Source organism: Acidimicrobiia bacterium, assembly GCA_040878325.1.
Classification (GTDB): domain Bacteria; phylum Actinomycetota; class Acidimicrobiia; order Spongiisociales; family UBA11373; genus JAUYIV01.
Window position 1 is genome coordinate 108,566 of sequence record JBBDMM010000012.1, and the last position, 14,487, is coordinate 123,052.

The 14,487-nt window shown below is 66.6% G+C and carries 12 protein-coding genes; all 12 read right to left on the reverse strand.

Features of this window, described 5'->3' with window-relative positions; translation table 11 throughout:
- Nucleotides 1–109: 109 nt before the first annotated feature.
- Nucleotides 110–2,029 (reverse strand): ABC transporter substrate-binding protein, encoded by a 1,920-nt coding sequence (locus tag WD184_07360; protein MEX0826547.1) that lies wholly within the window; start codon nt 2,027–2,029, stop codon nt 110–112.
- A 200-nt stretch (nt 2,030–2,229) separates the two neighbouring features.
- Nucleotides 2,230–2,466, reverse strand: a complete 237-nt coding sequence (gene secG / locus WD184_07365; GenBank protein ID MEX0826548.1) for a preprotein translocase subunit SecG — start codon at nt 2,464–2,466, stop codon at nt 2,230–2,232.
- 139 nt (nt 2,467–2,605) lie between these two features.
- Nucleotides 2,606–3,355, reverse strand: a complete 750-nt coding sequence (locus WD184_07370; protein MEX0826549.1) for a phosphoglyceromutase — start codon at nt 3,353–3,355, stop codon at nt 2,606–2,608.
- A gap of 48 nt (nt 3,356–3,403) precedes the next feature.
- Complete coding sequence (locus WD184_07375; GenBank protein ID MEX0826550.1) at nt 3,404–5,143, reverse strand: ABC transporter substrate-binding protein; 1,740 nt, start codon at nt 5,141–5,143, stop codon at nt 3,404–3,406.
- 84 nt (nt 5,144–5,227) lie between these two features.
- The gene (gene tpiA / locus WD184_07380; GenBank protein ID MEX0826551.1) at nt 5,228–5,998 is read right to left on the reverse strand and encodes a triose-phosphate isomerase; all 771 of its coding nucleotides are present in this window, start codon (nt 5,996–5,998) and stop codon (nt 5,228–5,230) included.
- Nucleotides 5,988–7,172 carry a phosphoglycerate kinase gene (locus WD184_07385; GenBank protein MEX0826552.1) on the reverse strand — a complete coding sequence of 395 codons (1,185 nt, stop codon included), beginning with the start codon at nt 7,170–7,172 and terminating at the stop codon, nt 5,988–5,990. The genes tpiA and WD184_07385 overlap by 11 nt, the downstream gene beginning before the upstream one ends.
- Before the next feature lie 5 nt (nt 7,173–7,177).
- Entirely contained in the window at nt 7,178–8,143 is a 966-nt protein-coding gene (yvcK, locus tag WD184_07390; GenBank protein MEX0826553.1) for a uridine diphosphate-N-acetylglucosamine-binding protein YvcK, read from the reverse strand.
- Nucleotides 8,140–9,000 (reverse strand): RNase adapter RapZ, encoded by an 861-nt coding sequence (gene rapZ, locus WD184_07395; GenBank protein MEX0826554.1) that lies wholly within the window; start codon nt 8,998–9,000, stop codon nt 8,140–8,142. Before rapZ ends, yvcK begins: the two co-directional genes overlap by 4 nt.
- Nucleotides 8,993–9,445: a methylated-DNA--[protein]-cysteine S-methyltransferase gene (locus WD184_07400; GenBank protein MEX0826555.1), complete on the reverse strand. Its 453-nt coding sequence runs from the start codon at nt 9,443–9,445 to the stop codon at nt 8,993–8,995. The genes rapZ and WD184_07400 overlap by 8 nt, the downstream gene beginning before the upstream one ends.
- 1 nt (nt 9,446) lies before the next feature.
- Complete coding sequence (gene uvrC, locus WD184_07405; GenBank protein MEX0826556.1) at nt 9,447–11,303, reverse strand: excinuclease ABC subunit UvrC; 1,857 nt, start codon at nt 11,301–11,303, stop codon at nt 9,447–9,449.
- 56 nt (nt 11,304–11,359) lie between these two features.
- Nucleotides 11,360–13,555, reverse strand: coding sequence for a hypothetical protein (locus tag WD184_07410; GenBank protein ID MEX0826557.1), 2,196 nt, complete (start codon nt 13,553–13,555; stop codon nt 11,360–11,362).
- Between the two features lie 33 nt (nt 13,556–13,588).
- Entirely contained in the window at nt 13,589–14,314 is a 726-nt protein-coding gene (locus WD184_07415) for a class I SAM-dependent methyltransferase (protein ID MEX0826558.1), read from the reverse strand.
- Nucleotides 14,315–14,487 lie beyond the last annotated feature (173 nt).

Below are 14,487 nucleotides of genomic sequence, written 5' to 3' on the forward strand. Positions count from 1 at the left end.
GCCAGGGTACTCGGGCCCGGGAATACCGGCAACAGGTCCGAGGGGGGTCGCGGGTGCAACCCAGGAGCACCTCCGGCCTTTCGCTGAGGGGATGTCGACACCGATCGGATCAGACGACGCCTTCGCGAGCGGAGTCGCGCTCTTCGTCGGGTCCGTCGATCGACCCGGTGGCCCGGTGCCAGAAAGCGGCGTTCCAGGTGTCCACCGCCAGCGGGGATCCTCCCCCGATCGGTACCACCACAAATCCGGTGATCGCATCCGCCCACACCGCCCCCAGCCGGGGATGCTGATATAGCGGTATCAACGCGACCTGGTTGGCCAGGATCGCCTCGGCTTCCTCCACCAGGTTGGCGATCTCGTCGTGGTCGAGCGTGCTGTTGAGGCCCCGGTTGACGAACCCATAGCGGACGGTTCCGCTGTTGATCACCGACGACGGTCCCTGTTCGTAGCCCGATCCTGAGTATTCGTGCCCTGCCACGAACTCGACCGCCTCGGTACCCCACCGGTAGAAGTTCGAGCCCCCCGGGGCGGGCGCACGAGCCGGATCGAAGCTCGCCTGAAAGCCGAGCAGCCCGGTGAGTTCGGGGGAACCCTGCCATCCCCACGAGGCCATGTCATAGATTCCGAAGTCGAGGGTGTCACCGAAGAACACCGCCGAGTCCTCCACCACGACGTCCGTGCGGATCCCGGCGTTCCCGAGCATGGCGGCCACGAGCTGCGCCAACCGGATGCGGGTGTCGCCCCGCGCCACCGTCAGGACCGCCCGCACCGGTCGCGTCGTGCAGTCGACTTCCGGTTTGCCACAGAGCACCTCGATGAGCTCGCGCGATCGCTCCGGATCGAACTCGTACTGCGCCCACCCATCCTGGGAGAGAAAGGGCAGGTATGCATCGACATAGGAGTCGAGGGGGGAGATGACTCCACCAAAGAGCTCATCCACCAGCCGTTGCCGATCGATGGCGTGGGCAATGGCCATCCGATATTCGACGTGCTCGTTGTACGAGTTGCGATTGCGATCGAACCGGTTCTCGCCCAACTGGAAGTTGATCTGCTCCCACTCGGCGCTGCCGACCACCTGTGCGTCGAGACCGGGAGTTTCGTCGGCCAGCACCCGCTCCATCTGATCGGTCGCGTCGGCGAAGGCGGCGATGTCGATCTCGTGGGCAAGAAGCGCGTCGACCAAGGCCTCTCGCCCCGGGTAGAACCTGAAGACGATCCGGTCCAGGTACGGCAGCTGTTGCCCGGTGACTGCGTCGAACTCGAAGTAGTTCGGATTGCGGACCACCGAGAAATACGAGCCTTTCTCCCAGGCCTCGAAAACGAACGGGCCCCCGGAGACCCACGGCACATCGTCGAACACCCGGAGGAAGTCCCGGGCCTGGGCGGCGTGCTGAGGAATCAGGGTGTTGAAGATCAGTTGAACGGCGAGCGTCGGGCGCGCCATCGTGTACTCGAACGTCTTCGGCCCGACGACGATCGATTCGGGGAGAATGTCCTGGTATGTCGTCCGATCGAGCACGTACGTCGGGTTCATGATCGTCTGGTACGTGAACTGAAAGTCGTCGCCGCTGATCGGTGTGCCATCCGCCCAGACCCGGTCCTCTTTGATCCGATAGCGAACGGTCATCGTGCCGTCAGGGTTGAGCGTGAGGCCCCCGTTCTCGATGCTGGGGATCTCCTCGACCACATCAGGCATCAATTCGAGCGTGGCCCCATCGATTCGGTGCACCCCGGTCCAGAAGGTGCGACCGATTGCACTCACCGCGTAGGCCGAGCCGCCCGGCAGCCACGGGTTGAGGATGTCGGGCTCGATCTCGACCCCCACGATCGCCTCGCCCCCGTAGGGGTTCGGCACGATCGGCTCGGTGGTGGTGGTCGTCGGGGGGAGCGTCGTGGTGGTGACCGGCGGCAGTGTTGTGGTAGTCGGAGGGGCGGTCGACGTCGTTGTCGTCGGCGCAGCCTCACCCACGCCGCAGGCGGCGACGACCAGCAGCAAGCAAGCCACCACCCGCGGCGCAAAGGAACGCATTCCCAGCATTCTCCCCGACCTCCCGACGTAGCGGGGCCCGTTGGCTCCCGGGGCCGACGGCTGCCCTTTGGGCAGCTTGGGAGCGCTGCCGAACTCCATCGGTGGAGGCCGAACAGACGCCGGTCGGCCCTCCTCCACGAGCGGACCCCAACCCCGCCGTGGCCGTCGGGGACAGGTTCGCCTTCCCCCCTAACGAACTTTCAGGTGAGGACCCACGAGAGACCGAGCGTCGTCGCGCCAAAGAGCACGGCAACGGTCACCGTGATTCGATCGAGGTTTCGCTCCGCCACGGTCGATCCCCCCAGCCCCCCCAGAGGGCCCATTCCGCCACCGAAAGCGTCGGAAAGCCCGCCCCCACGCCCCGCATGCAGGAGTATCAGCGCGATGAGGGCAAAGCACAGGATCAGATGGAGCACGATGAGAATCGCCGCGAGCACAGGGAACCTCGTTGGGAGATGGGGAGTATAGGGGACGGTCCACAGCCGCCAGCCAACAGCCAACGGCCAATAGTCAAGCCCCGTCCCAGGTGGAAGAGGGCCTAGCCGCGGTCGCTGGCTATCGGCTGTTGGCTGTTGGCTACTTCGCCTTGCCCTGTTCGGCGACTGCCCGGGCCGCGGCCGCGGCGGCTTCGGGATCACCCAAATAGCCGCTGTCGATGCGCCTCAAGTCGTCGTCGAGCGTGTATCGCAGCGGAATTCCGGTGGGAATGTTCAGGGACAGGATCGCCTCGTCGCTGATCCCGTCCAGGTGCTTGACCAGGGCGCGCAAACTGTTGCCGTGGGCCGATACCAGCACGGTGCGCCCCGCCCGCAGATCGGGGACGATCCGATCGTGCCAATACGGCAGCATGCGGGCGACCACGTCCGCGAGGCTCTCCCCCGCCGGCAGAAGGTCGGGCGTCAGGCCGGCGTAGCGGCGATCGTGGCCCGGGTGCCGCTCGTCGGCTGGATCGAGCGGCGGTGGCGGCAGGTCATACGAGCGTCGCCAGATCTGCACCTGCTCTTCCCCGTGCTTGCGAGCGGTCTCGGCCTTGTCGAGCCCTTGCAGCGCCCCGTAATGGCGTTCGTTCAGCCGCCAGTGGCGGCGCACGGGGATCCAGAGGCGCTCCATCTCGGCCAGCGTGAGGTAGAGGGTCCAAATCGCCCTGACCAGCACCGAGGTGTGAGCGACATCCGGAAGGATCGACTCTTCGAGGAGGAGGCGTCCGGCGCGGCGAGCCTCGTCTTCCCCCGCCGGCGTCAGGCCGACATCCGTCCAACCCGTGAAACGGTTCTCGAGGTTCCACGTGCTCTGTCCATGACGCAGCAGGATCAATGTGTGGGTCATCGCTCCTCAACGGTAGTTACCCACGGCAGGGCACCGGGTCGGCCCGTTCTACCCGTCGCCCAACTGCCACTCGTCGACATTCCACATCACGCCCTGGACCGGGTTCACCGTGGGCCCTGACAGAGACTCCCGCCGGGCGATGCCCGATTCACCCGAGGAGAGCAGCGGGATCAACACCACCTGCTCGGCGAGTAGCAACTCGGCTTCGACGAGAAGGGCGGCCACTTCTCCAGGATCGATCGTGTCCCGGAGGCGGAAAAGGGTGTCCCGGTACGCCTCGACGGCTTCGCCGGACACGGTCGAGTCGATTGTTCCCCATCGGTAGTAGTTCGCCCCGACGAACGGGAGTCCATCGGGATCGAACATTCGCACGAACTCGACCCCGGCCCCGAGCCCGGGGCCTCCGGTGAACCTCCAGCTGGCCACATCCCATGTTCCGTTGTCGACGGTCGAACCGAAGAACAGCGCCGAGTCCTCCAGTTGCAGTTCGGCGTCGAAGCCCGCCGTCCGCAGCATGGTGACCAGGGCGCCGCCCAGTGCGATCGAACGCTCGCCGTCCGAGGTGACCGTGAGCACCACCCTGGGTCCGTCACCGGCGAAGAGATCGCGTCCGATTTCGTTCTCTAGCGTGAAGAGCAGGCCCTTGACCGCTTCCAGGTCGTACTCGTACACCGCCCACGGGCTCTCCGTGAAGAATCTGCCGTAGGGCAGCATCGCGCTGGTGAGAGGGGTGCCGCCAACCTCGAACGCCAGTCGGCTGCGGTCGATGGCATGGGCGATGGCGCGCCGGAACTCGACGTAACGATTGAGACTCTCCGGATTCCGGTTTCCCGGCCCGAACTGAAAGTTGAGGTGGTCCCAGAACAAGCCAGGGGCGACCTCGACCACGGCACTCTCATCGGCTCGAAAAATCGCCGATGTGGTGGCCTCGTCGAAGACCACCACATCGACATCTCCGGTGCCGAATGCCTCTACCAGCCGGGGGTCGGGGGCGGCGCCGGCCTCGTAGAAGCGGAAGATCAAGCGATCGAGGTAGGGCAGGGGCTCGCCCCGCGACCCGACCTTCCAGTAGTCCTCATTGCGGACCAACTCGAGGTATTGCCCGGGCTGCCATGCCCCGAATTCGAACGGCCCCCCCGCCGCCCACAGCGTGTCGTTCCAGTCGGCGGTGAAGTCTGAGCCCTCGACGCTGTGGCGGGGCACGATGAGGTCAAAGAGCAGCTCATATTCAGGAGTGGCTGTCATGGTGAAGGAAAGCGTCCGACCGTCTGCTACCACCGAGGCGGGATCGATGTTCGAGTAACGGCGGACCAACTCCGGGCGAATGGGGAGTGCGGGGTCGACGATGAGCCGCCAGGTGAATTCGAGGTCGGCGGCCGTTATGGGCGGGCCCCCAGCCCAGCGTGCTTCGGGGGTGACCGTCACCGCAACCGCAATCGTCCCGTCGCCGTTGTCGACCACTCCCCCGTTCTCGATGGACGGAATCGCTTCCAGAACGTGCGGAACCAGTTCAAAGGTGATCGGATCGACCCGGTAGCCGATCGCAAAGACGGCAGGCGCTATCAGATCCAAGACCGCGGTGTCGGGACCTTCGAGCAGAGGGTTCAGGCTGCGCGGCGATCCTCCCGTGCCCACCCCCACGACCACCGTTCCTCCGTAGGGCGTCGATGCAGTCGTCGTCACGGTCGTGACAGGCTCCGCCGGAACCGTGGTCGTCCCCGGCTGGATCCCTGCGCCGGTGGCGCACGCGGCGAACACGACCGCGGCGAAGGCCCCCCGAAAGGCCACCGCCACTCTTCGTGGCCCCGAGTATCCGCTAAGTGCTCGCAGGGGACGAATGGTAGAGCGGGTCACCCTCGCGACGGGCCGCCGTCACACCCAGTAGCGGATGATCGAGGCGAACTGGTCGGGGTCGAGGGACGCACCGCCGACGAGGGCACCGTCGATCTCGCGCTTGGCCATGAACGCGGCGATGTTCCCCGGATTGACCGATCCGCCGTAGAGCACTCTCGCGGATACCGCCGCGTCCGCTCCGCCGAGTTCCGACAGGACGCCTCGAATCACGATCGCGGCAGCAGCGGCGGTATCGGCGTCTGCGGTGTGGCCGGTACCGATCGCCCAGATCGGCTCGTAGGCCACCACGAGTGTCCCCAGGGCGTCCCCGTCGAGGCCGCGGAGGGCAGCCCGGACCTGGCCACCGACCACCTCATCGCTCTGCCCGGCATCGCGCTGCTCAAGGGTCTCCCCAACCGCAAGGATCGGGGTCATCCCGGCCGAGAGGACAGCTCGGAGCTTGCGCCCGACGGTGGCGTCGTCCTCCCCGAACAACTGGCGTCGCTCCGAGTGCCCCACGATCACGAACCTGACACCGAGCCGCTCGATCATCGTGGGCGATACCTCCCCGGTGAACGCTCCCGACTCCTCCCAGTGGACGTCCTGCGCCCCGAGATGGATCGGCAAGTGATCCGACTCGATGACGGTCTGCACCGACCGAAGCGCGGTGAACGGCGGGCAAACCACCACATCCACCCGGGTGTAGTCATCGGGGTCGAGCCGATAGGACAGCTTCTGCACCATCTGGATGGCCTCCAGATGGGTGGCATTCATCTTCCAATTGCCCGCGATCAGTTCCTTACGCGCCATAGAGACCTCTCAATGCGTCAAGTCCGGGGAGCGACCCTCTTTCGATCAGTTCGAGGCCGGCGCCGCCGCCCGTGGACAGATGGGATACCGCGCCATCGAGCCCGAAATCCCGCAGGGCGGCGGCGCTGTCTCCGCCCCCCACGACCGAGTAGCCGTTGCTGGCGGTGATCGCCTCAGCCAGCCGCCGGGTGCCTCCGGAGAAAGCCGGCCACTCAAAGACTCCCATCGGACCATTCCAAAAGATCGTCGCCGCGGCGGCCAGCGCGGCGGCAAAGATCTCGCTGGTCGCAGGTCCGATGTCGAGGCCCATGGCGTCGGCGGGCATTTCGCCCGCTTGCACCACCCGGTGAGGAGTGTCGGCACGAAACTCCTCACCGACGACTACATCCACCGGCAGTAGCACCTTGCCGCCGGGGTCGGAGTCGAGGATTTCCCGGGCCATCGCTATCTGATCCGACTCGACCAGGGAGCGCCCCACGCCGAGGCCCCGAGCGACGAGCATGGTGAAGCACATTGCCCCGCCCACCAGCAGGCTATCCACCTTCGGCAAGAGTGCGTCGATCACGCCCAGTTTGTCCGACACCTTCGCGCCACCGAGGGCGACGACCAGCGGCCGCTCCGGTTCGTGAAGGACTCGGTCGAATGCCCTTACCTCTGCCAGCAGGAGCGGGCCCGCGGCAGATGGCAGGTGGCGGGTCACCCCCACCGTCGAGGCGTGCGCCCGGTGAGCCGAGCCGAAGGCATCGAGGACGAAGAGGTCGGCGAGTGCGGCGAGCCGTTCGGCGAGGTCCGGGTCGTCGCTCGTCTCGCCCTGCTCGAACCGGGTGTTCTCGAGGAGCACCACGTCGTCACCGGCGGCGGCGACGGCAGCACGCGCTCCAGGCCCGGCGACATCTTCCGCCACCACCAGGTGGAATCCTCCGAGAGCCGCCAGCGCCCGACCCACCGGTCCCATCGAGTACTCCGGATCCACTCCGTCTGGCCGGCCGAGGTGGCTGCACAGGGCGACTCGCGCACCTCGCTCCCTCAGCGTGAGAATCACCGGAAGGGCGGCCCGGAGGCGGAAGTCGTCGGTGACCTCGCCACGGTCCAGAGGTACGTTCAAGTCGGCCCGCACCAGGACCGTGCGGCCGTCGACCTCGAGGTCGTCGATCGTCGGGAGCCCTCGCAACATCCGATTCACGCTAGCCCCCGCAGCGTGGCTCCCAACCTGGCCGGCTCATGTTCGGGCCACTCGGCCGGCGAATGGGCGATGTCGGCGTTGATCACGGCAACGCCGGGAAGTTCGTCGGCGGCGAGGGATACCCGCATCAGCCCCGCGGGCACCTCGAGCTCCCCGTCATGGGCGACCACCGCGTCGGGACGTCGCACCCTTCCAATCGATTCGAGTGCCGCAACATGATCCAGCCCCGTCATGCCCAGGGTCTCGCCGTCCTGCGTGGTGAGGTTGCATACGTATACGAGGCGCCCCCCGGCCTCGTTCACCGCATCGGCGATGCCGGGAACCCGCAGCCCGGCAATGACCGACGTGAAGAGGCTGCCAGGCCCGAGCACGATCTGGTCGGCCGCGGCGATCGCCGCGATCGCCCGCGGGGTGGCACGAGCATCCGCCGGGCTGACCCTCACATCAGAGATGCCGCCCCGCGACCTGGCGATGGCGACCTGGCCGGTGACCAGGGCTCCGGCGACGTCTGCCTCCAGGACCAGGGCCACCGGTGCGGCCGGAACGACGTAGCCCTGCGCTCCGAGGAACCGGCCGACCGTATCGAGCGCCTCCTCGAACGAGCCGGACAGGTTGGCGAGCGCAGCGATGATCAGGTTTCCCAACGAGTGACCGGCAACGTCTCCATCCTCGAACCTGAACTCGATCAGGTCGCGCCAGATCGAATCCTCGGGGCTCAAAGCGAGCAGTGCCATGCGGATGTCTCCCGGAGGAGGGATGGCGAGCGCCGGCGACAGCCGCCCCGACGAACCGCCATCGTCAGCCACCGTGACGATCGCGGTCAGATCGTCGGCGTACTGGAGGATGGCCTTCAGGGCGCATGCCAGGCCATGGCCGCCACCGAGGGCAGCGACACGCGTCTCAGCGAAGTCGTGCTCCATTTCGGCGAGCACCGGATCTACCAGGACTTCGGGAGTCGTCAACGATCGATGTCCCGATGACGGACCGTGACGTCGACGTCTCCCCTTGTCCCCAACCATCGTGCGAGCTCTTCGGCGATGACCACGGACCGGTGGCGGCCGCCGGTGCAGCCGATCGCGATGGTGAGGTACGACTTACCCTCGGCCTGATAGCGCGGCACGAGAAAGTCGAGCAGGCCCTCGACCCGGTCGAGGAATCCGGCAGTGTCGGGTGTGCCCATGACGTGCTCGCGCACCGCGTCATCGAGGCCGGTAAGGGGCCGGAGCGACTCGACCCAGTGGGGGTTCTCGAGGAATCGTACATCGAAGACCAGATCGACGACCCGAGGCACTCCGGTCTTGAACCCGAAGGAGGTCACTGCCACCCGCATTGGACGGTCCCGCTCCTCGAATGCATCACGGATCGCTGCCCGCAGTTCGTGGATGTTCCGATCGGACGAGTCGACCACCATGTCCGCCCGGTCCCGCAACCCCTCCAGAGCCTTCCGCTCGGCTGCGATCGAATCATTCACCGTTGCCCCGGCCACAGGATGCGGTCTCCTGGTCTCTTCGAACCGGGTCGCGAGGACCTCGTCGTCGGCATCCAGGAAGAGGACGGTCACCGGCACCCCATCTTCGGCGAGCCGCTTCATCGCGGTGTCGAGTGAGGCGAACTCCAGTCCGCTACGGGTATCGACAACGACCGCGATGCGCTCCTTCGTGCTTCCAGGAGCGCGAGCCCGCGCCACCATCTCCGCGATCAGGTCGGCCGGCAAGTTGTCGGTAACCGAGTAACCGACGTCCTCCAAGGCTTTGGATGCGGTCGACCGGCCGGCACCGGACATTCCGGTGATCAGGACCAGGCGGAACGAATCATTCATTTCGGAAAGTCTCGGCTTGCAGCAGGCGACGCTTCATCTCGATTCCGCCGCGATATCCCCGGAGCCCCCCGTCGGCCCCGACGACCAGGTGGCAGGGAATCGCCGGAGCGAACGGGTTGCGGGCCATTGCTGCCCCCACGGCCCGGGCGGCGCCCGGTCGGCCCACCGCCGCCGCCACCGCACCGTATGTCATCGAAGAGCCTGCCGGAATGGAGCACACCACTTCGTACACTCGCTGCTCGAACGGGGTTCGCGCCGCCGCCGCGGCGTGCTGGTGCCCGGAGGGGCAAGGCCCCCGTCCGGCGAAGTAGTCGGAAAGCGCTCCCGCCAAGCAAACGACCGAGGTGGGCGGCCGGGCCGCGAGGGAGTGAGGAGCCGGTAATCCGGGGAGGGAGAGGCCAGTCACGCCGCCGTCGGGGCCGAACGAGATCCAACCTTCGCCCATGTCAGTCGCGTATGCCGCCGACCGCATCCTTCTCACCCCTCAACCTGGCGTGTAGCGAGGCCGCCACCGCAGCGGGCAGCACCTCGCCGAGTTCCTCGACCGACGCCTCCCGAATCTTCTTCACCGAGCCGAACCGACGCAAGAGGGCCCTTTTCCTGACGGGACCGATGCCGGGCACCCCGTCAAGCACCGAGTCCACCATACGACGGCCTCGCAGCATTCGGTGGTAACTCACTGCGAACCGATGCGCCTCGTCGCGTACCCGCTGCAGGAGGAACAGCCCGTCCTCACCGCGCGGAATCCGAATCGGGTCGGCGCGGCCCGGCAGGTACACCTCCTCCATCCGCTTGGCGAGGCCGGCCACGGGAATGTCGAGGCCCAGCGCCTCCATGACCTTGACCGCGCGTGACAGTTGTCCCGCTCCCCCGTCGACCAGCAGCAGGCCCGGGGGATATGCAAACTTGCCCCGTTCCTCGACCGGCAGCCGGCGCTCCTCGAGGTAGGCCGTCAGCCGTCGGGTGAGTACCTCTTCCATTGCCGCGAAGTCGTCCTGGCCGGTGACGGTGCGAACCTTGAATCGCCGGTACTGGTTGCGACGGGGCAACCCGTCCTCCATGACCACCATCGAACCGACCGTGTCCCGGCCCTGGATCGTGGAGATGTCGTAGGCCTCGATCCGGAGCGGCGGATCGGGCAGGCCGAGCACGTCCTGCAGGCTGCGCAGCGACTTGGCCCGAGAGTTGTGGTCGCTGCTCCGTCGCAGCCGGTGGCGGGCGAACTCCTCCCGGGCATTGTTGGCAGCCGTCTCCATCAACCGTCGCTTGGCCCCCCGCTGGGGGACCCGCAGCGACACTCCCGACCCCCGCCGGGCAGCCAGCCAGGACTCCCATAGGCCCGGCTCCTCCGGCAACACCTGGACCAGGACCTCGGGCGGAGGCGACTCGTCGCCGTAGACCTGGAGAAGCATGCGCTCGATCAACTGAGCGGTGCTCACGTCCTCGACCTTGTCGACGATCGTGGCGATCCGACCGGTGACCCGGCCGCGACGAACGTTCAGCACCACCAGCGAGGCCTCCAGCTCGTCCTCCTCGATGGCAAAGAGGTCGAAGTCCTCCTTCGTGGCCGACGCCACCTCCTGCTTTTCCAGTGCACGTTCCACCGCCTGGAGACGGTCACGCACCCTGGCGGCTCGCTCGTACTCGAGTGTCTCTGCCGCCTCGCTCATCTCCGTACGGAGCTCATCGACGATGGCGTCGCTGTTGCCCGCGAGGAAGTCGGCGAGGCCGTCGACATGAACTGCGTATTCCCCGGGCGTCACCTCCCCGACGCAAGGCCCCGAGCAACGCTCGATGTGGAACAGCAGACAGGGTCGGCCGACGGCCTGGTGCCGGCGGAACTTGCCGTTCGAGCAGGTCCGCACTTGAAACGTGCGCACCAAGAGATCGAGGGTCTGGCGGATCGCGTAGGCGTGGGCGAACGGGCCGAAGTACTGGTTCCCCTTCTGCCGCTTGCCCCGCATCACCGTGGCCCGCGGCCATTCCTCCGATCGAGTGATCGCCAGATACGGAAACGACTTGTCGTCGCGCAGCCGGATGTTGAAGCGAGGACGGTGCTTTTGTATCAGGCTGTACTCCACCATGAGGGCCTCGACCTCATTGTCGGTGACGATCCAATCGACGGACTCTGCCGACTCCACCATCACCCGGGTCCGGGGGCTCAGGTCCGACCCGAAATAGTTGGGGACGCGCTTGCGTAACGACTTGGCCTTGCCGGCGTACAGCACGGCTCCGTGACGATCACGGAAGAAATACGCCCCTGGCGAGTCGGGAATCTCGTCGGGCAACGGACGAAGGACCATCCGCCGATTGTATGGGGACGTTGCCTCAGACCCGCCCGGCCAGGGTCAACCCGCCTTTACGCCTGCCGCGAGAAGTGGGTCGACATGGACCAAATCACGCTCAGGGCGGCGAAGCCGACCACCACGAAACACCATTCAGGGCACGCCAGGGGGATGAACCAGGCGAGGAAGGGGACGAAGGCGAAGGGGATTACCCAGCACCATTTCGGCTCGAGGATCGTGCGCCAGCCGTGGCCGTGTGATGCGAACCACCAGCCGATGAACACGAGGAACGCAAACGGGAACCACCACCCCCACCACGGAGTGAGCCATATCACCCAGATGTAGATCCAGGCGACATAACCCAAGAACACGCCGTACAGCGAGGGTCGCCACCACGGCCTGCCTGCCGCCCGCGCCCAGAGGTAGAACGCCACCAGCGGCAACCAGAACAGGGGCAACAGCAGGCCCCAGGTGGGTGATCCGACGACGACCATGCCAAGGATCAGGGCAGCCAGGTATCCGCCGACAACAAACAGCATCCACGGTCGCCAGAACGGCTGGCGGCGGGCCCACAGCCACGTGTAGCCGCCGATTAGCGGGAACCAGGCGAGGAGCGGCCACCACCACCAGGCCGGTCCCCAGAACCAGAGGCCGGCGAGCAAGAAGGGCACCCAGACGAAGATCACGATGAACCACGGGATCCAACAAGTCCACCACTGTGCGCCCATCAACCGCAGGTACATCACAGCGACAAGGAATCCGGCGAAGAGGGCGACGACGCCCCAGCACCACCAGCAGGTGTCGACCGAGCCGGCGACCGAGGGGGTACCGGTGGTCGTCGTGGTGACGGGCGTCGAGGTCGTGGTGGCGACCGGAAGGGTGGTGGTGGCGGCGATCGGCACGGTGGTCGTGGTGGTAGGCGGCGGCGGCTCGATCGTCGTGCCCACGGCGAGGTCGTAGATCGGGAACTCATCATCGAACCGGGTGGGGTCGGCGCTGCTGCCGATTTCTCCTTCGAGGACCACTCGTCGGTGTTGGTTGGACAAGAACTGCGAGTCTTCTTCCTGCAGGAACCCGCCCTGGAGGAAGACCTCGAGGTCTCCACCCTCGTACTCGATGCCCGTCCGGAACAAGAGGGCGCCATCGGGGCCCATGATGTAGCCCTCGATGGGATCGCCGCGCTCGGAACCCAAGCCCGAGAAAGTCTCAGAGGCCCCAGCGTGGGTTTGGAAGCCTCCGTAGGGCGGAGACTCTGTCGAGCCATTCGGGCGGAGCGCCCACTGGACATAGTCCGAGAAGAAGCCGTCGGGCGGCAACGGCCCCCACGGAGTATCGGGATAGATCTTCAGCCATAGCTCGCCGTCCTCGTCGACGAACACGTCGAAATCGGTCAAGTCGAACAAGCCAGGGAGCCCGGGAATGATGGGGCCGTTGAACCCAAGGTAGGGGAAGAAGGCGGTGGGGCCGAGCGGCACCCCCGGCGCCGTCACCACCCGGCTGCGGGCCGGGTTGAACGGCGCATCCTTTACGTCGAAAGTAAGCCGCCCGGAGATGTCCACCCCGGTCCCGAACACCTCGGGAACCGCCTCGACTCCCATCAAGATGGTGTTCCCCGAAATGAGCGCAAACCCCGAGTAGTCGTTGGTGACGATTTCCCCGTTCTCGAACGAGTAGAAGGACAGACTCCAGGGGTCGGGGCCGTACGACAGGCTCAACACGAAAGCGCCGCCGTTCCAGACGTCGTCGGGGAGATCCGGGAGGGGCTCCCACGCTTCGAGGCCGGGGATCCCGAGCACGAAGTCCCATTGCTGATACAACTGACCCGGTCCCCCCAGCGGAATCTCCCCGCCCATGACGATCGTGGTCACCGCGTAGAGCGTGCCGACGGTCGGGCCCCCGTTCACCGAGCCCGAGAGAGTCTCGTCCATCGCGAAATCACCGAAGTCGGGGAGAGCCTCCGGGTCCAGAAATCGAACATAGTTGAAGCCGATGGTCGTCGGGACGGTCCACGGCGCCTCGTCCTCGCTGATGGTTGCCGGCACCGAGGCGTCGCCTCCCCATCCGAAGGCCGACCAGTTGTCCCCCACCCCCAGCAGCCCGTCGCCCCAGCGAGGCACCTGTTCGGCGTCGAACCCGAACCGGTCGATCAGGAGGTCTTCCAGTTCGGAGGGAATGGCTACCGACTGCCCTCCGGATGCGACGGTGACCGGGAGCAGCGCCGACAGCAGCACTGCCCCCAGCAACACCCTCGACCTGCCGATGCGGCGCACTCCCCCTCGCCTCTCCTCGATCGTGCCGAGAGCCTACCGATTGTTTCGAGGGCGCGCCCGGAGAATCCATCGGACCCCAAGCAGCCGCGGCAACTCGAGCTGGGCTGCCAGGAGTGGATCCCGGCTTGCCCGGGCCGGACCCACCCCGAGCTCGACCATGTCGTCGAGACCCCAACCGACCCGGGCGGCGGCACCGAGCAACTCGGACATGGTGCGGTGGTGGAACCGGATCGGAAGCTCGCCCGCCTGTTCCTCGGTGAATCCGTGGGCGAAGTAGCGGCCCCACCGCCACAGCACTTCCCCGTCTGAAGGGTCGACCACCGGGGCGGAATCCGGGGCCGTGATCAGTGGATGGTTGGCGACCAGCGCCAGCACTCCCCCATCTTTGGTCACCCGGGCCGCCTCCTCGAGGAGCCGGACCCACTCGGTGAGGTGTTCCATCACCAGGATGATTGCCACCCCGTCTACGGAGTCATCTGCAATGAAGTCGATGTCGGGGAGCCGGCCGATCGCCACCGGGGCGTGGCCGCGGGCAACCGAGATCAGGCGGGGCGAGGCATCGATACCGATTCCACTCGACCCGTTCGCAGCCAGAGCCTCCAGCAGCCGCCCTTCCCCGCACCCGAGGTCGAGATAGGTGTAAGCCGCCTGGGGTCGAAGCATCGCGAGCGCGAGCGGCATCACCTCCTCGGCGTATGCCAGGTCGGAGGAGACCTCTCCAAGCCACCACTCGGCGAGATCCTCGCCCCACTCGGTCACGACCGGAGCACCTCCCGCAAGAACCTGCACTCGCAGACCGCCGCCATCGCATTCGGGGTCACGACCGGAGCACCTCCCGCAAGAACCTGCACTCGCAGACCGCCGCCATCGCATTCGGGGTCACGACCGGAGCACCTCCCGCAAGAACCTGCACTCGCAGACCGCCGCCATCG